The 25,052-nt window shown below is 63.2% G+C and carries 16 protein-coding genes and 1 pseudogene; 7 read left to right on the top strand and 10 right to left on the bottom strand.

Translation table 11 applies throughout. The features are described 5' to 3' along the window. The first annotated feature begins 87 nt into the window (after positions 1 to 87). Positions 88 to 1,761, top strand: a complete 1,674-nt coding sequence (locus AC3B5Q_RS12670) for a fatty acid CoA ligase family protein (RefSeq protein ID WP_274118735.1) — start codon at positions 88 to 90, stop codon at positions 1,759 to 1,761. Positions 1,762 to 1,968: 207 nt separating this feature from the next. On the opposite strand, the gene mobA is transcribed toward AC3B5Q_RS12670, so the two are convergent. From mobA to AC3B5Q_RS12685, 3 genes are all read right to left on the bottom strand, one after another. Continuing rightward, complete coding sequence (gene mobA / locus AC3B5Q_RS12675; protein ID WP_053870400.1) at positions 1,969 to 2,544, bottom strand: molybdenum cofactor guanylyltransferase MobA; 576 nt, start codon at positions 2,542 to 2,544, stop codon at positions 1,969 to 1,971. A 61-nt stretch (positions 2,545 to 2,605) separates the two neighbouring features. Further along, complete coding sequence (locus AC3B5Q_RS12680) at positions 2,606 to 5,734, bottom strand: multidrug efflux RND transporter permease subunit (RefSeq protein ID WP_488393112.1); 3,129 nt, start codon at positions 5,732 to 5,734, stop codon at positions 2,606 to 2,608. A gap of 11 nt (positions 5,735 to 5,745) precedes the next feature. After that, positions 5,746 to 6,921, bottom strand: coding sequence for an efflux RND transporter periplasmic adaptor subunit (locus AC3B5Q_RS12685; protein WP_028697189.1), 1,176 nt, complete (start codon positions 6,919 to 6,921; stop codon positions 5,746 to 5,748). Between the two features lie 163 nt (positions 6,922 to 7,084). Here AC3B5Q_RS12685 and AC3B5Q_RS12690 point away from each other — a divergent pair, with 163 nt between their 5' ends. Then, positions 7,085 to 7,786: a response regulator gene (locus AC3B5Q_RS12690; protein ID WP_021782954.1), complete on the top strand. Its 702-nt coding sequence runs from the start codon at positions 7,085 to 7,087 to the stop codon at positions 7,784 to 7,786. Between the two features lie 6 nt (positions 7,787 to 7,792). Next, positions 7,793 to 9,091 carry an ATP-binding protein gene (locus tag AC3B5Q_RS12695; protein WP_021782955.1) on the top strand — a complete coding sequence of 433 codons (1,299 nt, stop codon included), beginning with the start codon at positions 7,793 to 7,795 and terminating at the stop codon, positions 9,089 to 9,091. 34 nt (positions 9,092 to 9,125) lie between these two features. Here the strand turns inward: AC3B5Q_RS12695 and AC3B5Q_RS12700 are convergent, their stop codons facing one another. The 4 genes from AC3B5Q_RS12700 to nfrB form a co-directional block, all read right to left on the bottom strand. Further along, a complete protein-coding gene (locus tag AC3B5Q_RS12700; RefSeq protein WP_021782956.1) occupies positions 9,126 to 10,217 on the bottom strand; it encodes a GGDEF domain-containing protein in 1,092 nt (363 codons plus the stop codon). 122 nt (positions 10,218 to 10,339) lie between these two features. Continuing rightward, positions 10,340 to 11,179: a DUF4434 family protein gene (locus tag AC3B5Q_RS12705; protein WP_021782957.1), complete on the bottom strand. Its 840-nt coding sequence runs from the start codon at positions 11,177 to 11,179 to the stop codon at positions 10,340 to 10,342. Next, on the bottom strand, positions 11,179 to 14,184 hold the full coding sequence (locus AC3B5Q_RS12710) for a phage receptor (RefSeq protein ID WP_021782958.1): 3,006 nt from the start codon (positions 14,182 to 14,184) through the stop codon (positions 11,179 to 11,181). The genes AC3B5Q_RS12705 and AC3B5Q_RS12710 overlap by 1 nt, the downstream gene beginning before the upstream one ends. Then, positions 14,181 to 16,355: a cyclic di-3',5'-guanylate-activated glycosyltransferase NfrB gene (gene nfrB / locus AC3B5Q_RS12715; RefSeq protein WP_103444481.1), complete on the bottom strand. Its 2,175-nt coding sequence runs from the start codon at positions 16,353 to 16,355 to the stop codon at positions 14,181 to 14,183. Before nfrB ends, AC3B5Q_RS12710 begins: the two co-directional genes overlap by 4 nt. 192 nt (positions 16,356 to 16,547) lie before the next feature. Between nfrB and AC3B5Q_RS12720 the strand changes: the two genes are divergently transcribed. Beyond that, positions 16,548 to 16,979 (top strand): PACE efflux transporter, encoded by a 432-nt coding sequence (locus AC3B5Q_RS12720; RefSeq protein WP_003253887.1) that lies wholly within the window; start codon positions 16,548 to 16,550, stop codon positions 16,977 to 16,979. Between the two features lie 181 nt (positions 16,980 to 17,160). Further along, positions 17,161 to 18,720 carry a threonine ammonia-lyase, biosynthetic gene (ilvA, locus tag AC3B5Q_RS12725; protein WP_021782960.1) on the top strand — a complete coding sequence of 520 codons (1,560 nt, stop codon included), beginning with the start codon at positions 17,161 to 17,163 and terminating at the stop codon, positions 18,718 to 18,720. 80 nt (positions 18,721 to 18,800) lie between these two features. Here the strand turns inward: ilvA and AC3B5Q_RS12730 are convergent, their stop codons facing one another. The 3 genes and pseudogenes from AC3B5Q_RS12730 to AC3B5Q_RS12740 form a co-directional block, all read right to left on the bottom strand. Then, a complete protein-coding gene (locus AC3B5Q_RS12730) occupies positions 18,801 to 19,982 on the bottom strand; it encodes a DUF8534 domain-containing protein (RefSeq protein WP_274102577.1) in 1,182 nt (393 codons plus the stop codon). 51 nt (positions 19,983 to 20,033) lie between these two features. Beyond that, a pseudogene (locus AC3B5Q_RS12735) lies at positions 20,034 to 20,514 on the bottom strand (VOC family protein). Between the two features lie 110 nt (positions 20,515 to 20,624). Next, a complete protein-coding gene (locus AC3B5Q_RS12740) occupies positions 20,625 to 22,244 on the bottom strand; it encodes an NADP-dependent glyceraldehyde-3-phosphate dehydrogenase (RefSeq protein WP_021782963.1) in 1,620 nt (539 codons plus the stop codon). A gap of 455 nt (positions 22,245 to 22,699) precedes the next feature. Between AC3B5Q_RS12740 and AC3B5Q_RS12745 the strand changes: the two genes are divergently transcribed. Next, on the top strand, positions 22,700 to 23,854 hold the full coding sequence (locus AC3B5Q_RS12745) for a GNAT family N-acetyltransferase (protein WP_021782964.1): 1,155 nt from the start codon (positions 22,700 to 22,702) through the stop codon (positions 23,852 to 23,854). Between the two features lie 73 nt (positions 23,855 to 23,927). Next, a complete protein-coding gene (locus AC3B5Q_RS12750) occupies positions 23,928 to 25,046 on the top strand; it encodes a glycosyltransferase 61 family protein (protein WP_021782965.1) in 1,119 nt (372 codons plus the stop codon). Positions 25,047 to 25,052 lie beyond the last annotated feature (6 nt).

Genomic DNA, 25,052 nt, shown 5'->3' on the forward strand with positions numbered 1-25,052 from the left:
ATTTGAGGCCGGTGCAGCTTTTTGTAGGAGCGGGTTCACCCGCGAAGAAGCCAGCACAGAAAACACAAGAACAACAAGAGAACGCCCATGCCCCAGCCAAGCTACACCCAGGGCAACCAGAACAAGCCCCTGCTGACCCAATGCATCGGCGACGCCTTCGACGCCACCGTGGCCCGCTTCCCCGACCGTGAGGCGCTGGTGGTGCACCATCAGGCCCTGCGCTACACGTGGCGGCAACTGGGCGACGCCGTCGACCAGCACGCCCGCGCGCTGCTGGCCCTGGGCGTGCAGCCCGGTGACCGTCTTGGCATCTGGGCACCCAACTGCGCCGAGTGGTGCATTACCCAGTTCGCCAGCGCCAAGGTTGGCGCGATCCTGGTCAACATCAACCCGGCCTACCGTTCCAGCGAACTGGACTACGCCCTTGGCCAGTCCGGCTGCCGCTGGGTGATCTGTGCCGACGCCTTCAAGACCTCCGATTACCACGCCATGCTGCAGGGCCTGCTCCCGGGCCTGGCCAGCAGCCAACCGGGCGCGCTGATCTGTGAGCGCTTCCCCGAGCTGCGTGGCGTGGTCAGCCTGGCGCTGTCGCCACCGCCCGGGTTTCTGGCCTGGAACGCATTGCAGGCCCGTGCCGAGGTTGTCAGCGGGGAGGCCCTGGCCGCACGCCAGGCACAACTGCATTGCGACGACCCGATCAACATCCAGTACACCTCAGGCACCACCGGTTTCCCCAAGGGAGCCACCCTTAGCCACAGCAATATCCTCAACAACGGGTACATGGTCGGCGAAAGCCTGGGCCTCACCGAGCACGATCGGCTGGTGGTGCCGGTGCCGCTGTATCACTGCTTCGGCATGGTCATGGCCAACCTCGGCTGCATGACCCACGGCAGCGCATTGATTTACCCCAGCGATGCCTTCGACCCGCTAGCCACGTTGCGGGCAGTGGCGCAGGAAAAAGCCACTGCGCTGTATGGCGTGCCGACCATGTTCATTGCCGAACTGGACCATCCGCAGCGTAGTGAATTCGACCTGTCGAGCCTGCGCACCGGGATCATGGCCGGCGCGACCTGCCCGATCGAGGTGATGCGCCGAGTGATTGGCGAGATGCACATGGCCGAAGTGCAGATTGCCTATGGCATGACCGAGACCAGCCCGGTGTCCTTGCAGACCGGTGCCGCTGACGACCTGGAGCGTCGCGTGACTAGCGTCGGTCGCACCCAGCCCCGGCTGGAGAGCAAGGTGGTGGACACCGAAGGCAACACTGTCCCGCGTGGCGAGATCGGCGAACTGTGCACTCGCGGCTACAGCGTGATGCTGGGTTACTGGAACAACCCCAAAGCCACCGCCGAGAGCATCGACGTAGACGGCTGGATGCACACCGGCGACCTGGCGATGATGGACGAGCATGGCTATGTGTGTATTGTCGGGCGCAGCAAGGACATGATCATTCGCGGCGGCGAGAACATTTACCCGCGCGAGCTGGAGGAGTTCTTCTTCACCCACCCGGCGGTGGCCGATGTGCAGGTGATTGGCGTGCCGTGCAGCAAGTACGGTGAAGAGATCGTGGCCTGGGTGCGGCTGCACCCGGGGCATACTGCCAGTGAAGAAGCGTTGCGTGAGTGGGCGAGGGCAAGGATTGCACACTTCAAGGTGCCCCGGTATTTCCGTTTTGTCGACGCGTTCCCGATGACGGTTACGGGCAAGGTGCAGAAATTCCGGATGCGCGAGATTAGTGTCGAAGAGCTGTCTTCCAGATGACCTTTTACGTGCGCAAGCTGAAGGCAACAGCCTTGTGCGCGGTAGCCTGTAGGAGCGGGTTTACTCGCGAAAGGGCCGGCCCTGCTAGCCCGTCCCCCTGGCCATTCACTGTTGCTGCCGCCACCGTATTCGCGGGCATGCCCGCTCCCACAAGATCATCACAGTCCTTAAGTGTTGTGGATTACCTGTTGGGGCGATGTCATGCCCTCAGTCCTGCAGCCGTTCCGGGCTGTTGAAGTTGCTTAGCCGGCGATCACTCTCGGCGCACTCCAGCCCTTGCACCGCCTCGCGCAGCAAGGCCTTCTGCAAACTCCGCTCACCCGCTGCCCAGGCCTGCTCCAACACCGGCAACACCCGCCTGGGCAGTACGCTGAACATCGGCTGCCAGAAACCACCCTGACGCACCATTGCCGCGCTGTTACCGGCCACTGCCAACCGCAGCAGGCCCTCGATCAATTCGCGATCAACCAGCGGCGCATCGCAAGCCAGCACCACCACCCATGCATGACGTGCCACCCTGAGCCCGGCAATCACCCCCGCCAGCGGCCCGGGGAAGTCGGCTTCTGCATCGCCCACCAACCGGTCGCCGTATGCCTGGTATGCCGCCTGGTTGCGATTGCAGGAAATCACCAGGTCGTCGCTCAGTGGCCGCACCGCTCGATGAACATGTGCAATCAACGGCTCGCCTTGCCAGTCCACCAGGCCCTTGTCACGGCCGCCCATGCGCTGGCCGCGGCCACCGGCGAGAATGAGGATGGAGCAGGGGGGGAGTGCGTCAGGCATGAAAAAGGGTTCCGGGCAGTCATTGCCGGGAACCCTCCCATTTCACGGCGGGCTTGTCCAGTCAGCTTTCGCGGGGCACGGGTTGCCCGTCGCTTTCATGCGCCTGGCGTCGCCCGGACAGGCGCATCACTACCACGAAGAACACCGGCACGAACACCACCGCCAGGGTGGCGCTGAGCATGCCGCCGATCACCCCGGTGCCAATCGCCTGCTGGCTGGCCGAGCTTGCGCCGCTGGCGATGGCTAGCGGCACCACGCCGAGGATGAACGCCAGCGACGTCATCACGATCGGCCGCAGGCGCAGGCGGGCCGCTTGCACGGCGGCGTCGGCGGCGTCCACGCCCTGGTCTACCAGATGCTTGGCGAACTCGATGATCAGGATGGCGTTCTTCGCCGACAGGCCGATCAGGGTGATCAGGCCAACCTTGAAGAACACGTCGTTGGGCATGCCGCGCAAGGTCACCGCCAGCACCGCACCGAGCACACCGAGCGGAACGACCAGCAGCACCGCAGTCGGGATCGACCAGCTTTCGTACAGTGCAGCCAGGCACAGGAACACCACCAGCAGCGACAGCGCCATCAGCAGGGGGGCCTGGCTACCGGACAGCCGCTCCTGCAGTGACAGGCCGGTCCATTCCAGGCCGGTACCGGCCGGTAGCTGCGCCACCAGCCGCTCGACTTCGGCCATGGCCTCGCCCGAGCTGTAGCCGGCGGCTGGCTCGCCTGAGATCGACACCGCCGGGTAACCGTTGTAGCGGGTCAGCTGCACCGGGCCGCTGACCCACCGGGCCTGAACGAACGCGCCCAGTGGCACCATCTTGCCGCTGTCGTTGCGCACGTGAATGTTCAGCAAGTCTTCGACCTGGCTGCGCTGGTTACCTTCGGCTTGCACCACCACCCGCTGCATACGGCCCTGGTTGGGGAAATCGTTGACGTAGCTGGAGCCCACGGCCACGTCCAGCACCGTGCCGATATCGGCAAACGACACCCCCAGTGCGTTAGCCTGGCGGCGGTCGATTTCCAGTTGTACCTGCGGGCTTTCCGCCAGCGACGCTTCGCGCACGTTGGTCAGCACCTTGCTTTTGCTGGCGCTTTCGAGCAACTGGTCACGGGCAGCCATCAGCTCGGCGTGGCCTATGCCGCCACGGTCCTGAAGGCGAAATTCGAAACCGGTCGACTCACCGAGGCCGTCGATGGGCGGCGGCAGTACCGAGTAGGCTATCGCGTCCTTGAGCTGGGTGAAGGCCATGGTCGCGCGATCGGCGATCGACTGAGCGCTGTCGTCGGCGCTGCGCTCGGACCAGTCCTTGAGGGTGGTGAAGGCCAGCGCCGCGTTCTGCCCGCTACCGGAGAAGCTGAAGCCCAGGATCAAGGTGGTGTTGCCCACGCCCGGTTCTTCGGTGTTATGCGCCTCGATCTGCGCGGCTACCTGTTCGGTGCGCATGCGGCTGGCGCCCGGCGGCAGTTGAATGTCGGTGATGGTGTAGCCCTGGTCTTCAGTGGGCAGGAACGCCGTAGGCAGCTGGCTGAAGCCGTAGCCCAGCACCGCCAGCAGCACCGCGTACACCAGCAGGTAGCGGCCGCTGCGCTTGAGCGCCTGCACCACCCAGCGCTGGTAGCCGTTGCTCATGCTTTCGAAGCGGCGATTGAACCAGCCGAAGAAGCCTTTGCGTTCATGGTGCTCGCCCTTGGCCACGGGTTTGAGCAGGGTGGCGCACAAAGCCGGGGTCAGGCTGAGGGCGAGAAACGCCGAGAACAGGATCGACACCGCCATCGACAGCGAGAACTGCTGGTAGATCACCCCCACCGAGCCTTGCATGAAGGCCATGGGCAGGAATACCGCCACCAGCACCAGTGTGATGCCGACGATTGCACCGCTAATCTGGCTCATGGCCTTGCGCGTGGCTTGCTTGGGGGGCAAGCCTTCTTCGGCCATGATGCGCTCGACGTTCTCTACCACCACGATGGCATCGTCGACCAGAATGCCGATGGCCAGCACCATCCCGAACAGTGTCAGCACATTGACCGAGAAGCCCAAGGCCAGCATCACGGCGAAGGTGCCCATCAATGCTACCGGCACGACCAGGGTCGGGATCAGCGTGTAGCGCAGGTTCTGCAGGAACAGGAACATGACTGCGAACACCAGCAGCATGGCCTCGAACAGGGTGTTGATGACCTGCTCGATCGACACCTTGACGAACGGCGAGGTGTCGTAGGGGATGTCGTACTTGACGCCTTCCGGGAAGTAGCGCGCCAGGTCCTGCATCTTCGCCCGCACCAGGGTGGCGGTTTCCATGGCGTTGGCGCCGGGCGACAACTGCACGCTGAAGGCGGTGGCCGGTTTGCCGTTCAGGCGCGTGCCGTACTGGTATTCCTGGGCACCGATTTCAACCCGGGCGACATCCCCTATAGTGACCGTTGAGCCGTCCGGGTTGGCACGCAGGACAATCGCAGCAAACTCTTCGGGGCTGCTCAACTGGCCTTTGACCACCACATTGGCGGTGATTTCCTGGGTGCTGCGGCTGGGCAGATCGCCGATGCTGCCAGGGGCGACCTGGGCGTTCTGCGCGGCGATGGCTTCGGCCACATCGTTGGGCGTGAGGTTGAACCCGATCAGCTTGCGCGGGTCGATCCAGATGCGCATGGCCCGTTCGGAGCCATACAACTGGGCCTTGCCGACGCCCTTGAGGCGACGGATCTCGTCCATCACGTTACGTGCAAGGATGTCCGACAGCGCTGTTTCATCGAGCTTGCCGTCTTCGGAGGTGAGGGTCGCCAACAGCAGGAAGCCGGTGGACACTTTCTCCACCTGCAGGCCCTGCTGGGTGACCGGGCGCGGCAGGCGCGACTCGACCACTTTCAGGCGGTTCTGCACGTCGACCTGGGCCAGGTCCGGGTGGGTACCCGGGGCGAAGGTGGCGGTGATGGTGGCGCTGCCCAGGCTGCTCTGCGACTCGAAGTACAGCAGGTTGTCGGCGCCGTTGAGCTCCTGTTCGATCAGGCTGACCACGCTTTCGTCCATGGTCGCCGCCGAGGCACCTGGGTACACGGCGTAGATTTCCACCTGCGGCGGTGCCACGTTGGGGTACTGGGCCACCGGCAGTTGCGGGATGGCCAGCGCGCCGGCCAGCAGGATGAACAGTGCGACCACCCAGGCGAATACCGGGCGATCGATGAAGAATTGCGGCATGAATCAGGCCCTCACTGGCCGGTATGCTGTGCGATGGGTGGGGCAGCGGGCGTATTGTCGACCTGCACCTGGTCACCGGCCTTGACGTGCTGCAGGCCCTCGACCACCACCCGCTCGCCGGCCGCCAGGCCCTCGCTGACGATCCAGCGGTCGCCTTGGGCGCTGCCCAGTACAACCTGGCGGTCGCTGACCCGGGCTTGCGGGTCTACCACCAGCACCTTGGGCACACCGGCGCTGTCGCGCAGGATGGCGCGTTGCGGCACGCTCAGCCCCTTGGGTTGCACCGCTTGCTCCAGGCGTACCCGCACGTAGCTGCCAGGCAGCAGGTCGAGGTCCGGGTTGGGGAACTCGCTGCGCAGGGTGATCTGGTTGGTGCTGGGGTCGACGCTGATGTCGGAGAACAGCAGCTTGCCCGGCAGCGGGTAGGCGCTGCCGTCATCCTGGATCAGCGTGGCGCGTGCCTGGCCGTCGCCCACCTGTTGCAATTCGCCAGCGCGCAGGGCGCGGCGCAGCGCGTTGAGCTCACGGGTAGACTGGGTGACATCGGCATGGATCGGGTCCAGCTGCTGGATGGTCGCCAGCGGGGTGGTTTCGTTTTGCCCGACCAGCGCGCCTTCGGTGACCTGGGCGCGGCCGATACGGCCGGAAATCGGCGCGGTCACGGTGGCATAGCCGAGGTTCAACCGGGCGCGCTCCAGCGCCGCCCTGGCTTCGGCCACTTCGGCATCGGCCTGCAGGAAACTGGCCTTGGCGTTGTCGTACTCCTGGCGGCTGACGGCTTTGTCGTCGACCAGTTCGCGGTAGCGCTGTTCTTGCAGGCGCGCCTGGTACCGGGTGGCCTCGGCCTTGGCCAGCGTGGCGCGGGCGCTGTCGTGGTCGGCCTTGAACGGCGCCGGGTCGATCAGGAACAGTACATCACCCTGCTTGACGTCGCTGCCTTCGCGGTACACCCGCTTGAGCACCACACCTGCGACCCGCGCACGCACTTCGGCGGTGCGTGGCGCGAGGATACGGCCGCTGAGTTCACTGCTGATGGCCAGTGGCTGCAGTTGCAGGGTTTCCACGCGCACCTGCGCAGTGGGAGCCTGTTCGTCTGGTTCGGCGCTGTCGCTGCAACCGGCCAGGGACAGGCTCAGCAATGCCATGAGCGCCAACGGGCGCAGGCACGGGGAGAGGGTAGTAGGCATGCGGATCTTCCGATGATGACCGTGTATATGCTAAGGCAGACGCTGCCTGGGCGGCTGTTAATACCTGTAGGGCGAGTGTGAAAAAGTGTGAAGAATGATCCTGTCGAGTGGTCGGGTTCTATATTCTGCACAGGCTTATTTCAACCCAGACTCTCAAGCACCTATGCCGAACATTTTCCTGGTCGAAGACGACAGCGCCCTGTCCGAGCTGATCGCCAGCTACCTGCAACGCAACGACTTCCATGTCCAGGTGATCGCCCGGGGCGATCATGTGCTGGACGAGTACCGTCGGCAAAGGCCTGACCTGGTCATCCTTGACCTGATGCTGCCGGGCATCGATGGCCTGCAGCTGTGCAGGCTGCTGCGCCAGGAGTCGCAGACCCTGCCAATCCTTATGCTGACGGCCCGCGACGACAGCCATGACCAGGTGCTTGGCCTGGAAATGGGGGCCGACGACTACGTGACCAAACCCTGTGAGCCACGCGTGCTGCTGGCCCGCGTGCGCACGTTGCTGCGCCGCAGCAGTGTCCACGAGCCGCGCCTGGAAAACGACCTGATCCTGATCGGTGGCCTGCGCATCGACCTGGCTGAGCGTACGGTGAGCTGGCGCGGCGAAGAGGTGGAGCTGTCCAGCGGCGAGTACAACCTGCTGGTGGTGCTGGCGCGCAATGCCGGTGAGGTGATGAACCGCGACCGTATCCTGCAACAGTTGCGTGGCATAGAGTTCAATGGCACCGATCGCTCCGTTGATGTGGCCATTTCCAAACTGCGGCGCAAGTTCGACGACAACGCCGGCGAAGCGCGCAAGATCAAGACCGTGTGGGGCAAGGGCTACCTGTTCAGCCGTGTCGAGTGGGAGTGCTGACCGGCCATGCTCAAGATCCTGGTGCGGCTGTACCTGGTGATCATCGTCGCCTACGCCGGCGCGTTGCTGTTCATCCCTGACACCATCGTCGGCCTGTTCCGCGACCGGTTCATGGCCTACAACCTGGACCAGGCCAAGGGTGTACAAGCGTTGATCGTGCGCCAGTTCCGCCAGGCCCCGCGTGAGCAGTGGCCAGCGGTGGAGCAAGAGCTGGCCAGTGATTTCGCGCCGCTGCAACTGCAGCTGCTGCGCATGGACCAGGCCGGTTTGAGCGATGAAGAGCAGGCGCGACTGGAGCATGGTCTGCACGCAGTGCGCATTGCTGAGTGGGGCTATTACGAAACGGTGCTGGCGCCGCTGGACAGGGAGTGGCTGGTACGCCTGCATTCCCCGCCAGACCCGCTGGACATCAACGTGCTGTCGTGGGGTGTAACCGTATTGATCGGTGCAGCCATGTTAGGCTGCCTGCTGCTGTGGGTTTGGCCGCACTGGCGTGATCTGGAGCGCCTCAAAGAGACCGCTCGGCGCCTGGGCCAGGGGCAGATGGCCGAGCGCACGCACATTTCGCCTCACTCCAACATTGGTGAACTGGCCGGGGTATTCGACACCATGGCCAGTGACCTTGAACGCCACGTCAACCAGCAGCGTGAGCTGCTCAATGCGGTATCGCACGAGTTGCGCACGCCACTGACCCGGCTGGATTTCGGCCTGGTGCTGCTGTTCGACGAAGTGCCGCCAGCCAGCCGCAAGCGCCTGCTGGAGCTGGTCGGGCATGTGCGCGAGCTGGATGAGCTGGTGCTGGAACTGCTGTCCTACAGCCGGTTGTACAACGCCGACCAGGCGCGGGAGCGGGTGGAGGTATCGCTGCTGGAACTGGTCGACAGTGTGCTTGGCGGCTTCGCCGAGGAACTCGATGGCCGGGGTATCCAGTGGGAAGTGCGGGCCGAGGGTGAGTTGCCGCGCTTTGTACTGGACCCGCGGCTGACGGCGCGCGCGGTGCAGAACCTGGTGCGCAATGCCATGCGCTATTGCGATGAAAGCCTGTTGCTGCGCTTGCGCCTGGAAGCCGACGGCGCCTGCCTGCTGACGGTGGAGGATGACGGGATTGGCGTGCCTGTGGAGGAGCGCGAGCGGGTGTTCCAGCCGTTCTATCGCCTGGACCGCAGCCGCGATCGCAACACCGGTGGTTTTGGCCTTGGGTTGGCAATCAGCCGGCGGGCGATCGAGGGGCAGGGTGGCACCTTGACTCTGGCGCAGTCGGCGCTGGGTGGGGCGCAGTTCAGGATTCGTTTGCCCGCTGGATGATAGGTTGGCTGCACCCGCGAAGGGACCGGGCCTGCTAATCCTGCTCTGCCAGTTGGCTGGACCACAATACAAAGCGATCCTTGCCGGTGTGTTTGGCTTCATATAGCGCCTGGTCGGCGCGGACCAGTGCTGTAGTCAGGCTCTCTCCCCGGTCAACCCTGGCCAGACCAATGCTGATGGTGACCGGGTGCTCGCCAACGTCCTCGCGCACGCGCTGGCACAGCGCTGCCACTCGCTGCTCGGCTCCTTGCTGATCCAGCCCTTCAAAGAAGATCGCAAACTCTTCACCCCCCAGCCGGGCAAACGCTTGATCGGCCATGCTCGCCTTGATATGCAGGGCCACGCGCTTGAGCACTTCATCGCCCACGTCATGGCCGAAGCGGTCATTGACCCGCTTGAAATTGTCGATATCGATCATCGCCAGGAACTGCCCGGACGTCGCCATCCGCAGTTGGCGGTCGGCCTGGGCCATGAACGAGCGGCGGTTGGGAATGTTGGTCAGGGCATCGACGTAGGCTTGCTCCAGCAACACCTTGGACAGGTAGAAATTGTGCAGCTTGGTTTTGCGGATCTGCAGGTAGCTGTAGCTGACCAGGCCGCTTAGAAACACGGCATAGCTGATCAGCATGGCGCCTTCGAGCCCGTCGGGCGCTATGCGGGTGTGGTAGAACGGACAAAGCACCACCCAGGTGATGACCATGGCGCAGAAGAATGACCAACGCCGCACCGGCAGCACCGACATGGCATACAGCACGGTGGATACCCCAAGCACCAACCACACCGGGCGCAGGGCTATCGGGATGCCTTCGATCACCAGGCGCATGCCCAGGGTGATGACGGTAATGAACAGCAGGTTGAGCACGTCGAAGTGATGGCTGCGGCGGGTGAAACGCAGCACCACGATCAGGCCGCCGAGCAGGGTGATGAACAGAAAGGACAGCCAGGTGAAGCCTTGGCCGCCGAGGAAGCTGACGATCAGGTCGAAGACCAGCCAGATCAGGACGCTGATGCAGAACACCAGCAGGCAGAACGAGCGCATGGACTCGAATTCGTGCTGGCGGAACTCGGCGCGCAGCGCCGCAGGCGCGACCTGCTGGCGTACGTGTGCTTCGATGGTCTTGAGCATCGGGGGCTCCTGAGGCTACTACTTTTTCAGGCCTGGACCTTTCGCGGGCAAACCCGCTGTTACAGGGAACGTACGGTTTGGGGGCCTGTGGGTTCACCCGCGAAGAGGCCGTCCCTGGCGACTCATTGCTGTGGCAAGACACCTTGGGCCCAGGGCCGGTAGCGCAAGGCAAACACTGCCTCGGTATGGCACCCGCTACCCAGCCGGGGCTCGGCAGGCTCTGCCCGAAACGCCTGATCCGGTGCGCTCACCTGGCGGAACGCCTCGCGCACCACTCCCACCCGGCACGGTAGGGCCTGCTCATAGCCCTGACGTACCAACACCGGCAAACGCCCGGTGCCGGCGCCATCCTGCCACCACACAGTCAAGCCCAAGCCGGCCAGTTGATCCAGCCAGACGGCATTGACCCGCGGCGACAGCTTGCCTGTGCTGAAGGCGCTGATATGCAACGGTTTGTCCAACTGGCGGTTGAAGGCCTGTAGCTGGCTGTACAGCGCATCACGCCGTTCGGCCTCGCGTAGATGCTGGTCGTCCAGTTCCATGGGCAGGTACCAGCCATCCACTGGCAACTGCCAGGCCTGGCGCAGTTGCTGGTACTGGCTGAGCGAGCGCCCCAGCTGCGCTTTCCAGTAGCTGTTCAGGCCTTCGCCATCCAGCTCGTCGAGGCGCTGGTAGTAGGCCGGGTCCATGTACAGCCCCAGCACCAACTGCAGGCCTTCGGCACGCGCCGTGCGCAGGCTGTTGGCCAGCCAACCTTTGGCTCCGCCGAAATCGCTGTCGCCATAGGCACTCCATTGCACGATCAGGGTTTTGCCACCTTGGGCCGCGGTGGCTTGCCACAGGTGCTGCCACTGGGCGGGCGTGACGCTGGCATCGCGGTTCAGGGGTTGGTAGAACAGGCGCTGGTCAGCTGTGGCCGGTAGGCACAGGGCCAGCAGGCAGAAGGTGATGAGCGCACGCATCAGAAGGTCATCTCCGCACCGACCAGCACGCCGTTGGCGCGCTCGTAAAGGTTGCCGCCCAACGATTGCTGATACTCGGCACGCACTTTCAGCGAGCCGCGGTAGGCGTTGTAGCGGTCGTCGTCGAACCACCATTGCCAGCGCACGCCAACCCCGGCGCGGGCGTCCTGGCGCCAGTCGTTGCTGGGGTCCTGGCTGGAGAACTCGACAAAGCCGTAGGGCATGAGGGTTTGCGGCGAGCTGCCCGGCAGCTTCCAGGCGTGGCCCTGCTGGTAGCGCGACAGCCAGGCATGATCGCCGGCACGGGTCCACCAGGCAGCATCAAGGTAGAGGAACCGTTCGTTCCAGTCGTCCTCATCGATGCGCCAGTCGTTGCGCCAGCCTCCCTGGTCGAGGAACGAGGCGGTGGCGCGTAGCAGCAGGTCATTGCTCGATTCGGCGTGGTGGCGCAAATCGCCCCAGTTGCCGCCGACCTTGGCCGGGCTCAGCAACTGGCCAAGGCTGAGGCCGCGGTAGTGGGTTTCGTCGATCTGCCGCTGGTGGTAAAGCTCGGCATACAGGTTGAGGTTGGCCTGGCCGAGCGGTTTGTAGCGCAGGCCGACACCGGTACCCATGCTCTGGGCATAGTCGGTGCGGCTTTGGCCACCGAACAGTACCCGGCCATACACTGACAGGGTGCTGCCATTGCGGCTGGGCTCCTCGCCCAGAGCATGGTCCCACATGGCCAACTGCACGTTTTGCGATTGCGCCCGGCGCGAGCTGCCGCTGCGCTGGCCGTTGTCGAGAAATTTGTCGTTGGTCGAGGTGCCGGCCGGCGACCAGGTGCTGGCCAGGGTAATGGTGTCGCGACGCGACAGGCTCTCGTGGGCGCGGCGCTGGCGGTACTTGCGGGCCTCCAGGCTGCCGTATTCGTCATCACCGTCGACCAGGTTCTGCTCTACGTCGAGGATGCGGCGCAGTTCGCGGCGTGCCGCAGCGCTGTCTGCATGTTCGTCGTAGCGCAAGGCAAGTGTTTCGCCAAGGCGGTAGTCCTCGGGGAAGTCGCGAGTGGCGCGCTCAAGGTAGGGGATCGACTGCATGCGCTGAGCCTTGTCCGTCGAGCCAGCCAGGCGCATGCCGTAGTCGGCGCGATAGCGCGGCTGGTCGGGAGCCAGGCGCACGGCTTCGGCTAGCCAGGCGGTGCTCTGCGCACTTTTGCCGGCCAGTTGCGCGGTGCTGGATGCGGCGTAGTAGTGATCGGCGCGCGGGTTGTGCGCCAGGGCCTGGCGCTGGAAGCCCAGCGCGGTCTGCGGGTCACCTTGGCGCTGGGCGATGGCGGCGCCCAACGCCCAGTCGTCGGCGCTTTGGTGCGCGGCAGCATCCCAGTAGCGGCGCGCTGCATCCGCGTCGCCTGCATTCAGCGCGCCGCGTGCGGCGGTGAGGCGGGCATTATCGGTAAAGGCGCTGTCTGGCAGGCTGCGCCAGATGGGCCGGGCGGTTTCGGAGTCGCCGGCCGCTTCGAGTGCGTAGGCCAGCGGCAGACGATTGCCAGGACCGCCCAGGCGCTCGGCAGCCTGGTAGTAGACCACCGCCTCACCCGGCTGGTCGGGCATGGCGCAACGGCCCAGGGCGCGGTACTGGCCCGGTTCGCTCGGGCTGGCCGGCACTGCCTGGCGCACGGCATCGCACTGGCCGGCCTCGGCCAGCCGTCCGAGCAACTGGGCGCGGGTGTTGGCGTTTACCCGGGGTATCAGGCCGAGCATGCGGCGGCTGTCCAGTGGGCCGTCACTGCGGGCATACAGGTTGCCCAGACGCTGTAGCAGCGATGGGTCGAGGCGGCCCAGGTGGCGGTCGTAGGCCTGCTCCAGCAATTGCCGTGCGTGATCGCCGTAGCCCTGCTCGGTCAACAGGAAGGTGGCTTGCTCCAGTGCGGCGAGGTCGCCGGTCTGCCGATAGCGTTGTTCCCATTCTGCGGCGGTGCGCGGCTGCGGGGGTGGTGGTGGGGCGCCATACAGGCGCTGCCTGAGCACGGCATAAGCCCTTGGGTCGGTACTGGCGGAGCAGCCCTTGAACTGGTCCCGGGCCAGGTCCGGGTCTTGATGTGACAGCCAGTCGACCGTTTCAAGGCAGGGGCGCTGCAGATCGTTGCTCAGGCGCCGTACCAGCGGCGCATCGTCGCCTTCGCGGGCCAGTTGCCAGAGTTGTTGGCGCTGTTCGGGGTGCTGCAGCTGATCAGGCGGTAGCGACTGCAGCCAGCGTTGGGCCTGTTGATGGTGGCCGACGGCAATGGCGCGGTTGGCCATGGCCAGCCGCGCCTGGTTGGCCGCTGCGGCGGAGGGGGCGTGGGCCAGCAGCGCAGTCAGGCCCTTCTCGTCGACTTGCTGGATATAGGCATTGGCCAGGCGTTGCCAGTCTTCGGCAGGTAACTGGCCTGTGTCGGCCAGCGGCTGCAGTTGCTCGATGGTTTCTTTCCAGTTGCGCAACTGTTCGGCAAAGTTGGCCCGGGCCAGGCGCAGTACCTGGCCGTCCTCCCCGGGCGGCAGCTGGTTGAGCCATTCCAGTGCTTTGGCAGCGCCTCCAAACTTGGCCAGGCTCAGGCTGTAGGCCTGCCACAGGCGTATCCGGTGGCTGCCGTCGCTGGCGCCCAGCCATTGCTCCACCTGGCTGGCCGAAGGCGGGTCCTGCTCGATCCAGGTCAGGCGCAGCTCCAGCAGGGCGTCAGCGTATTCGGGGCTGTTGCCTAGCTGCTCGGCCAGCGCTTGGGCCTCCTTGTAACGGCGCTGGTGGGCCAGCGCTTCGACCAGCAGGGCGCGGGCTTCGTCGTTGTTCGGCACCCGGCCCAGCACATGGCGGGTCAGGCGCTCGACTTCAGCCCAGTTGTCTTTCCTGGCCTCGCGATAACTGCGGTCCATGAACGGAAAGCTGGTGAACCGCTGGAAGTCGGTCATCGGCGCCGAAGCGGCAACGGGCAGTGCGGCGGAGCATAGCAGCAGGCCAGTAAAGGTGAGGGAAAAACGCGGCTTCATGCCACCTCCCGGGTCAGATCAATCGCTACTTGCTGTTCACTGGCCTGTTCGATCAGGGCCTGCTCCAGCACCTGTCTGGTGATGATGCCGCGGGCGATCAGGTGCTCGCCGAGGCTTTGGTGTTCGGGGTCGAAGTCGATCAACGCCTGGTTGAACAGGGTGACAGGGACCATGCCGCGCACCTGCAGTAGCGCGCCTAGCATCACTTGATGATGGCAGACCCGTTCCAGCAGCGCTTCGTCGTCCTGATGGCGTTCAAGCACGGCCAGCATGTCTCGGGTTTCTTGATGCTGCCAGCGGCTTGGGTAGTGGTAGCGAAGGCCTAGCGTTACCCGGCCCTGGGGAGCCAGGCGTGCCTTGACCGGGCGCTTCAGCTGGCGGCTGATCACGCCCAGCGACACCTGACTGACCGGGCTTTCACTGGCCAGGATCAGCGTGTCGCCGTCTTCGTCCACTGGCAGTACGCCATAATGGGTGGCCAGCTTGCGTGGCAGTTTGGCGATCAGTTGCGGGTCGAGTTTGAAGGGGTTCAGCGGTGCCCAGGGCAGATCCAGTTGCTCGGCCAGGGTGGCCACCAACTGCTCGCTGTTCAGCCAGCCACGCAGTAGCAATTCGCGGCCCAGTCGCCGACGAACCGGGCTGGTGATCGCCTGCTGCAGCTGTTCGTCGGTTATCAGGCCCTTGGCCACCAGGCGCTGGCCCAGTGGTGTGCGAGCCGGGGCGGCGATGGCGGGGAACTCGTGGGTGGTCTTGTCCCAGGCCACGCGCCGCGAATCTCCCATTTCCATTACCTGGCGCAGGGCACGCAGGTTGGCAAAGAAGTTGACGAAGTTGCTCCACATCATCCGCGGCGCCGACAGCAAGCCCTCGCCGATGCCATAGAAACGGGTGACGAACCAGGCGCGCTGGAATAGCCGGTTGAGCAGCAAAAGGCCGTTCAGCCACAGCAGGTTCGACAGCAACCAGCTGTCGCTGAGGATCGACATGAAGCGCCAGGACTCCGGCGCAAGCACCGTGACTAGCCACATGGCCAGCAACACCAGCAATAACAGGTTGACCAGGAAGCTCAGCAGGTAGGCAAACAGCCCGCGGCGGTCACGCCAGAGGAAGTAGTTGAGCGCACCTTTTCGGCTCCAGCCGAGATTGCTGGTGCCCTGGAACACGATGCCGACGATCCAGCGCGACTTCTGTCGGATGGCATGCTGCCAGTCACGCGGGAAGTGCTCGCGCACGCAAATCACCTGGGAGAATTCGCGGCTCATGCCCGGGCGCCATTCCTGCTTCAGTGTCAGCGCTGGGTCGGTGATGGAATAGCGGGCGAAAATGCACTTCATGCCCTTTTGCTTCAGGCGAAAGCCGATGTCGTAGTCTTCGGTCAGGCTCTGTACGTCAAAGGCGATGCCGTCACCGTCCTCGAGCAGTGCGCTGATGGCGCGGCGGCTGAAGCAGGTGCCGACGCCGGCACTGGGCACCTGGCCGGTCAGCGCTTCGCGCACGATCACGTCCTTGCCGTGGTTTTCGGCAAACTCGTCGACATAGTGGCCGGCAGTAAAGCCCTTCCACTCCGGTGCGTAGGGATACACCGGGATCTGGATCATGTCCTTGTTCGGCAGCAGGTAGTTGAACAGGCGCAGCTCCATGGGCGAGATCACGTCTTCGGCGTCATGCAGGATGAAGCCGGCGAACTCAATGCCAGCGTCCTGCTGGAAGCGCAGCAGCGCGTCGATGATGTTGTTCAGGCAGTCGGCCTTACTGGTGGGACCGGGGCGGGCGCAGACGACTTTGTGCACGTTGGGGTAGTGCAGGCACACCGCGTCCACGTCGGCCTGGGTTGGCGGGTCGTTGGGGTAGGTGCCAACAAAGATCTGGTAGTTCTCGTAGTCGATGGTCGAAGCGGCCAGGCGGGCCATTTCACCGACCACGCCGACTTCGTTCCAGGCAGGGACCATGATGGCCAAAGGTTTTTCCGGGGCTTCGTACAAGCGCTTCTCATCGGCCTTTTCGAACTTGTCGTAGATGCGAAAACGCCGGATCAGCTTGCGCCCCCAATAGCACAGATCAATGAACAGGTCGTCCAGGCCCAGCAGAAACATCAGCGAGGCGAGGGTGATCGCCAGGAGCTTCAGGCCGAACAGCACGTAAGTGAGAAAATCGATAAATACCAGGCTCATGTGTCAGCCACCGACAGGGCAGAGTGGGCCATCGTCTTTTCCTCGCTCGTTCCTTCGACGAAGTTGCAGGAGATGTCACTGTCAGGTACGGAATAGATACAAGCAGCCGAACATAGGATTGTCCAAATTTCGGGCTTTTTCTTGCGAGCTACATCTTGTAGCTTTACAGGTCGTTCATTCAGGGAGCTGAACATGCAAGGCAAGGCCCGCAAGATCGTCCAGGCCATTCTCTATGAGGCCATCGCCGTCGCCTGCGTGGCGCCTGCGCTGGAGCTGGCGTTCGGGGCCGGCATGGCGCAGTCGACCGTGTTGTCGGTGCTGATGTCGGGCATCGCGATGAGCTGGAACATGGGCTACAACTGGGTGTTCGAACGTTGGGAAGCGCGTCAGCACAAGCGTGAGCGCACCTTCTTGCGGCGCCTGCTGCATGCGCTGGGCTTCGAGGGTGGGCTGGTGGTGATTCTGCTGCCACTGGTGGCGTACTGGCTGGATGTGAGCCTGTGGGCGGCACTGCTGACCAACCTGGCGCTGTTCGTGTTCTTCTTCGTTTACGCCTTTGTCTTCCAGTGGGGCTTCGACAAGGTGTTCGATGTGCCGCTTTCGGCGCAGCAGGCCAAGTGTTGACTTTCGGCCGCGAGGCAGGCTAAGTTCCAGCACCATGAATACATTCCCGCACGTGAACGCCATTATTATTACCGCCATTATCAGCTTGGCGGGATAGCGCGTACGTGCACCGAACCCGCCCTGGAGGCGGGTTTCTTCTCTCTGACTCCTGGGCAACGTGAAAATAGCCAAGGAGTCATCGATGACCAGCTTCAGTGTCCCTCGTACTACCGTCACCCCTCAGCAACTGCTGTCGGAGCAGGTGCGGCGCATTCTTGCCGCGCCGGTGTACGATCTGGCCATCGAAACGCCCCTGCAAGCGGCTCCGGCTTTGTCTGCCACCCTGGGCAACCAGGTGTTGCTCAAGCGCGAAGACCTGCAGCCTACGTTTTCGTTCAAGATTCGGGGGGCCTATACCCGCCTGTCCCGTCTGACCGATGTGCAGCGTCAGCGCGGCGTGATCACCGCTTCGGCGGGCAACCATGCCCAGGGCGTGGCCTTGGCGGCATCGCATCTGGGTATCAAGGCAACCATCGTCATGCCCACCACCACGCCATCGTTGAAAGTGGAAGGCGTGCGTTCGCGCGGTGGGCATGTGGTGCTGCATGGCGAGAGCTTCCCGCATGCGCTGGCCCACGCACTGAAGCTGGCCGACAGCGAAGGCGCTACCTTCGTGCCACCGTTCGATGACCCGGATGTGATCGCCGGGCAGGGTACCGTGGCCATGGAAATTCTCCGCCAGCGCCCGGGGGCGCTGGACGCTATCTTCGTGCCCGTGGGCGGTGGGGGCTTGATCGCCGGTATCGCCGCCTATGTGAAGTACCTGCGTCCAGAAGTGAAGGTGATCGGCGTCGAGCCGGTGGATTCCAACTGCCTGCAGGCTGCCATGGCCGTCGGCGAACGCGTGATCCTGCCGCAGGTCGGCACCTTTGCCGATGGCGTGGCGGTGGCGCAAATCGGTGCCCATTGCTTCGAGCTGTGTCGCCACTTCGTCGACGAGGTGGTGACAGTGAGCAGTGACGAGCTGTGCGCGGCGATCAAGGATATCTACGACGACACCCGTTCGATCACCGAGCCGTCCGGGGCCTTGGCTGTGGCAGGTATCAAGAAGTACGTGGCGCGTGAGGGTGTGCAGGGGCAGACCCTGGTGGCCATCGACTCTGGCGCCAACGTCAATTTCGACCGCTTGCGCCATGTGGCCGAGCGGGCCGAGCTGGGTGAGCAGCGCGAGGCGATCATCGCCGTGACAATTCCGGAACAGCCGGGCAGCTTCCGGGCCTTTTGCCAGGCACTGGGCAAGCGGCAGATCACCGAATTCAACTACCGCTTCTACCCCGGCAAGGAGGCGCGCCTGTTCGTGGGCGTGCAGACCCACCCGGTGCACGACCCACGTGAGCAGTTGCTGGCCAGCTTGCGGGAGCAGGGGTACAGCGTGCTGGACCTGACCGACAACGAGCTGGCGAAGCTACACGTACGCCATACCGTGGGCGGGCATGCCGCGCCAGGGGCTGATGAGCGGGTAATGCGCTTCGAGTTCCCCGAACGGCCAGGGGCGTTGCTGGGGTTTCTGGAGCGATTGGGCAAGCGCTGGAACATCAGCCTGTTCCATTACCGCAACCATGGTGCGGCGCAGGCGCGGGTGTTCGCCGCTTTGGAAGTGCCAGCGGACGAGCTGGCGGGCTTGCCGTTGACGCTGGATGAGATGGGGTATCAGTATTGGGACGAGACTGACAACCCGGCGTACAGGCTGTTCCTGGGATGACGCACACGTGTGGGCAATGCAAGCGTGTCTAGCCGCTTGCTTGCCACCTTTGATCGCTGCGTGAGCCCAACGAACGGGTTTCAACGCTCGCGCATGAAAAAGCCGGCAACGAACTTGCGGAACGTTTCCAGGCTTTTGAAGTCGGCGTAGCGCTTGAAGTTCTCGGTATCCGGCTCAGGGCCGATGGGTTGTTCCAGCAGCGACACTGACAACACCCGGTCCTGGTCCGAGGTCAGCACCAGCTCATCCATCACCTGCCCACCGATCACGGGGCGACGCATCTGCACTTTCACGCCTTTACTGGCCATCCAGTCGATCAGCGACACCAATGCCTTGAGCGGTTCGCGCTCTTCATCGCGGTACACCGGGAACAGGTGCGCGCGCGACAGCACGGGCACACTGGCCACATGGATCAACTCATAGAAATGGCTACCGGCGCTGGTCGGCGAGTAGATCATCAGCGCCAGCAACGGCCCGGTGGTGCGGCTTCCGCCCCAGTACAGGTGATGCCCCTGGAAGTCGAAGCCTTCCTCGCTGCGGTTGTTGAGCAGCTTGCGCCCTTTGATCTGGTCGACGCAGTCCAGCAGCAGGCCGTGGCGGCGATGGTTGCCAAACACAGAGGCTTCGCGCAGACGGGACTTGAGCATCATCATGTGCTTCATGTCCAGTCGTGTTTCCAGGTAGTTGCTGGCGGGCACCCGCTCCAGCAGCGGATAGCGGCTGGCCACGCTTCGCAACTCGGCAAACTGTGTGGTCAGGTCTTTTTTCAGGTGGGTGGCATAAAGGTTGAGCCCGCTGGTTTCGATCCAGGTCAGCAGCAGTGACAACAGGCGCTGCTGTTCGCGTTTGTCGTTGCCATCGCCGACGGCACCGGCCGTGCCAGCACGGAAGTCGCTGATCAGGCGCAAGGGTGTGTCGGGCGGCAGCCAGGCGGCGGGTGGGACAGGGTCATTTTCGCGTTCGGCGGCTTCCCGCTCGTCCTTGGTGAACGGGCAGCCTGGCGCGTGCTCGGCAGTGCCTGGGTTGTTCTTGAGGAAGAGCGTACCGGTGCTGCCGTTGAGGGTGACGTTGAGCACCGGCAAGGCATCGTTGCGGCAGTCGCAAGCCAGCCACTGGTTGGCGTTGCGCACTTTCATCAGTAGCTGGTTGGCCTGTAGCAGGCGCGGGCCGGCGAGGCTGCCGGTGGCAAAGCCGACCAGCAGTTCCTCTTCAGCGGGGGTCAGGCTGCGTACCTGGGTGGCGGTTTTGTCGATGATTCGCATGAAGCAGCTCCAAGCTACGAGCCCCAAGCTTCAAGCAAAGTCGCGTTGCTTTCAACTCGCCGCTTGGCTACCGCCGAACATCTTCGCGGCACGGGCGCGAATCTCATCGGGGGGTCAGGTCCTCTTTGTGGGTGGAAACGAACCAGATGTTGCCAAACGGATCTTTCAGGGTGCCACTGCGGTCACCGTAAAACTGGTCGGTCAAGGGATGTAACTGGATGCCCCCGGCGGCCAAGGCTTGGGCGTAGACCTTGTCGCAGTCTTCAACATACAAGTGCAGACCTACACCCGCACCGCTGAGTTTCTGGCTGGCGGTGAGCCCGCCTTCCATGTCGCAGGGGTCGCCCAGCATCAGCGAAGAATCGCCGATTCTCAGTTCGGCATGGCCAACGCGACCGCCCGGGGCATCGAGGCGGAACATTTCCTTCGCACCAAAAGCTTGCTTGTAGAATTCGATGGCCTTGGCGGCGTCGTTGATGGCCAGGTAGGGCGTGATGCTGCGCTGGCCTTCGGGGATGGGTTTGACTGCCATGTTCGACTCTCCTGTGCAATGGGCGCCGAAGGGCGCCCTGTTGCTTAGAGTCGTTCGCCCAGATGGAAAATCGACAGTGACGCTAGATCGATTGTCTATAAGCGCGGCGGTCAGAAGATGTAGTCGGTGGTCAGGAAGCTCGACTGGCGGTTGCGAATGATCTCGCTGATCAGCGCTTTGTTGGCCTCCTGGAAGCGTGTGGCGACCAGCGTCCGAATGGAGAACACACGCAAAGCGTCATGCACGGACAGCGTGCCCTCGGCGCTGTTCTTGCGGCCATTGAACGGGTAGGTGTCCGGCCCGCGTTGGCACTGAGCGTTGATGTTGATGCGCCCGACCTGGTTGGCGAAGATGTCGACGAGGCTGCCGATGGTGGCCGGGTCGTTGCCGAACAGGCTCAGTTGCTGGCCGTAATCGGAGTCCAGCACATAGTCGATCACCGTCTGCAGGTCGCGGTAGGGCACCACCGGTACCAGCGGGCCGAACTGCTCCTCGTGGTACACGCGCATTTCCCGGCTGACCGGGTACAGCAAGGCCGGGTAGAAGAATGAGCCACGGCTTTGCCCGCCATTTTCGTTGAGCACGCGTGCACCCTTGGCCGCCGCATCGGCTACCAGGCCATCGAGGTAGTCAACCTTGCCGGGCTCGGGCAACGGCGTCAGTGCCACGCCAGGCTCCCAGGGCATGCCGGGCTTGAGCGCGGCCAGTTTGCGCTGGAACTTGTCGAGGAAGGCCTCGACCACATCCTCGTGCACGAACAGTATCTTCAGCGCTGTGCAGCGCTGGCCGTTGAACGACAGCGCCCCGGTGACGGCCTCTTCGACAGCGTTGTCGAGGTCGACTTGGGGCAGCACGATGCCCGGGTTCTTGGCGTCCAGGCCCAGTGCGGCGCGCAGGCGATGCGGGCGGGGGTGCAGTTTCTTAAGGTCGCTGGCGGCCTTGTGCGTGCCGATGAAGGCGAATACATCGACCTTGCCGCTGGCCATCAGCGCGCTAACCGTTTCCCGGCCGCGTCCATAGATGACATTGATCACGCCTGCCGGGAAGCTGTCGCGGAACGCTTCAAGCAAGGGGCGAATCAGCAGTACGCCAAACTTGGCCGGCTTGAACACCACAGTGTTGCCCATGATCAGCGCCGGGATCAGTGTGGTAAAGGTCTCGTTCAGGGGGTAGTTGTAGGGCCCCATGCACAGTGCCACGCCCAGCGGGACGCGACGGATCTGGCCGAGGGTGCCTTGTTCCAGTTCGAAGCGGCTGGAGTGTCGGTCCAGGTCCTTGAGGGCGTTGATGGTGTCGACGATGTAGTCGCAGGTGCGGTCGAATTCCTTCTCCGAATCCTTCAGGTTCTTGCCGATCTCCCACATCAGCAGCTTGACCACGGCCTGGCGCTGTTCACGCATGCGTGCAAGGAAGGTTTCGACATGCTGGATACGTTCGGCCACGCGCATGTTCGGCCAGGCGCCACGGCCTTTGTCATAGGCCTGCACGGCGGCATCGAGGGCGGTCAACGCGGTATCGGCATCCAGCAGCGGGGCGCTGCCCAATATGACCTGATGCTCTTCGTTGCCTTGTTTGATCCACACCGGGCTGCGCACCGTGGCCAACGGGCCGTCCCAGCGCCTGAGTTCACCGTTGACCAGGTAGTCGCGTTGTTCCAGTGGGGCTCCCAGGCGCCAGGTTTCCGGGATGTTCTCGGCGCTGGGGAAGAGTGAATCGAGCAAACGGTCCATGGGTACTGCACCTCACATCAAAGGGCGGTTTTCAAGTCAGTTGAATCGTTTCAGCCAGAGCATGCACTGGCTGCCGGAAAAACACCAGTCTGGCTCAACATGGCCGCCCATGCCTACCGGCAAGCAGTCGGCGGCCTGACGGTCGTTTATGCTAGAGAAGGCGCCAAAGGTTATTCATTGATAGCAAAGTGGGCGGCGGACGCTTGATGGGCACGGTTATAGCAAAAGTGCTGCTGAGCATCGGTTTGATGCGGGGAATTTGACGCCATGAAACTTGATCTAAAGTCAGCCAGAAGCCGCTTGCCAAAGCGTTTGCAGGCATCTTAAATTGTTACTGAATGTGATAATTAAGTTTCAAGTAAAACAATAAAAATCAAAGTGTTAAGTGTTATTGCGCGTTTTTTCTCTTGTTCCGATTGGCCAATAGTGCACTTCAAAAGGACGTCGAAGAAGAAATGAAAAAGACCTTGACGACTGTGGCGCGCAAGCTCCTGTCGCCCTCCACGCGCTACGAAATCAGGCTGCTGTCCAGCAAAGTGCGAGAAATGTTGGCGCGTGCCTGTCTCTGGCGTTGGGAAGTTGCCAGGTTTCGCCCGCAACAGGAGAGCCCGTACGAAATCCTCTACATCGGCCGCAAGCAGCAACGGGAGATGGCCAAGCTGCTGATCGGTGGCAAGGGCCAAGGCAGCGCATCGATCGTAGACGGTGCAAATGCCACGGCGGCTGCCAGCCACGTAGTGGTCATCAGCGAAATGCCCACGTCGGGGGCGTTGTCGGTGCCGCATTACCTGAGCGCCGTGGTGCCGTTGGGGCGCTCGCTGGAAGACATCACTGCCCGTTACGACAGCGAACTGCGGCGCAGCATTCGCAAGAACCGGCCGCTCTATCACATGCGCCAAACCCTTTCGGACGAAGAAATCGCCATGGCCGACCGGGATCTGCTGCGCCCTTATGCTTCAGCCCGGCAGGGCATTCATGCCGCGCAGTTTCCTACCGAAGAGGTGTTCCGTATTGCCAAGAGTGTCGGCCGGCTTGACTTGATCATGCTGGGCGATGAGGTGATTGGCTGCCACCTGGGGTGTGAAGTGGTGCGCGGCGGCAAGCGTTACTGGAGCACGTTGCGCTTTGGTTATTGTGAAGCGGTGTTTTCCGATGCGAAGAAATTGCGCGAGGTGAACTCGATCACCACCTTCATGGCGCTCGAATGGGCATTGGAGCAGGGCTTCGATTATTACGATATCGGCCTGTGTCTGGCGCGCCCGGACGACGGCCTGCTGAAGTGGAAGCGCCGCCGCGGTGGTGATATCGACTCGCTGGGTAACCATGCGTACCTGTTTGTCCGTCTGCCCAAGACCGGTACGGCAAAGTTCCTGTGGGATACGCCGATGTTCGCGGTCGAAGGCGACAAGCTGACGTTGCATCTGGGGCTGCCGGATGGCCCAAGCGATGAGGAAGTTGCCAGCCGCTATCACGAAATGGTGTTTGGTGGCCTGCACAAGATTTATCTCTATGGAGGCAGCGGGGCTGGCGAACCGTTCGTGGAAACGTTGCGCAGCCGTTACGCCAACTTGCAATCACCGCCCACCATGGAAAGAGTCACGAGTGATTGAGTGACAGCCAGGGATGCATTGATCTGGCGCCTGGCGCCGGGGTCCAGACTTCGTCATCAGGGGAGGACGCTTCATGGGAAGCGACATCTCGCAGTTCAGTGCATCGCCCGCAGCCAGGCAACACACCTGGACCTTGGCCGCCTACCGCTACATGCTGCGCAAACGACTTGGCAGAAGAGCGGCGATCGACATCAAGAACCTCGCCACCAAGAGCTGGGACATCGCCCCGGGCGAAGCCACGGTTTCGCCGCCGGCCATTTTCCTGCCCGGCCAGCTGGAGCGGGTGACGGGCTGGGAAGGCAAGCGGTTTTACCCCTACGTGCACCCGGCGCAGACCATGGCGGGAGGCGTCAATGCGTTGCAAGGACCAACCCGCGGCTACCTGATCAAGGATGTGTGGCTGGTCGATGGGGCGTTGTACAAGGGCAAGGCCAGCCATTGGCTGTCACAGAAGCCGAATACCTTCCCGACCATCCTCATCGACAATGAAATCGACCGCGCCGCGATCTATTGCACACAAAACGGTAACGCCTGGTTCGGCACCTGGCTGATGGAAGATTGCCCGACCTATGCGCTGGCCTGCAACGAAGGCATCCCGGTGACCACCGCCCCCTCTGCCAGGTATCCGCTGTTTACCCAGGCACCGGCCTATGAAGACTGGCTGGACATGAAACCTTTGCGCCTGCGCAGTGCGTTCTTTCGCGAGCTGGTGCTGTTCGATGACCAGAGCAACAACCGCAGCCGGCATGCTCGCTACCGAGCCATGGGTGACAAACTGCTGTCGCATGTGTCGTACACGCAGCACCCGGGGGTTTTCCTGTTGCGGGGCGGTGATGGTGACCTGCGCCTGTTGCGCAACGAGCTGGAGCTTGCCGAACACCTGCGCACGACCCGCGGTTTTCGCATCGTCAACCCGCTGAAGTCCGATGTACCGAGTATTGTCGCGGCTTGCGCCGGGGCTAAAGTGGTCATCGGGGTGGAGGGTAGCCAGTTGGTGCATGGCGTGAACGTACTGCAGGCTGGAGGCTGCCTGCTGACTTTGCAGCCGCCGAACCGTTTCGTCAGCTACTACAAGTACCTGACGGATCGTGATCACCAGCATTTCGGCTTTGTGGTTGGCCTGCCGGAAGGTGATGGTTTCAGGATTGATATTGGCGAGGTGGAGCGCACGCTGGATCTGTTCCCACGATAAGTGTGT

This window comes from Pseudomonas sp. D5(2026), assembly GCF_057766845.1.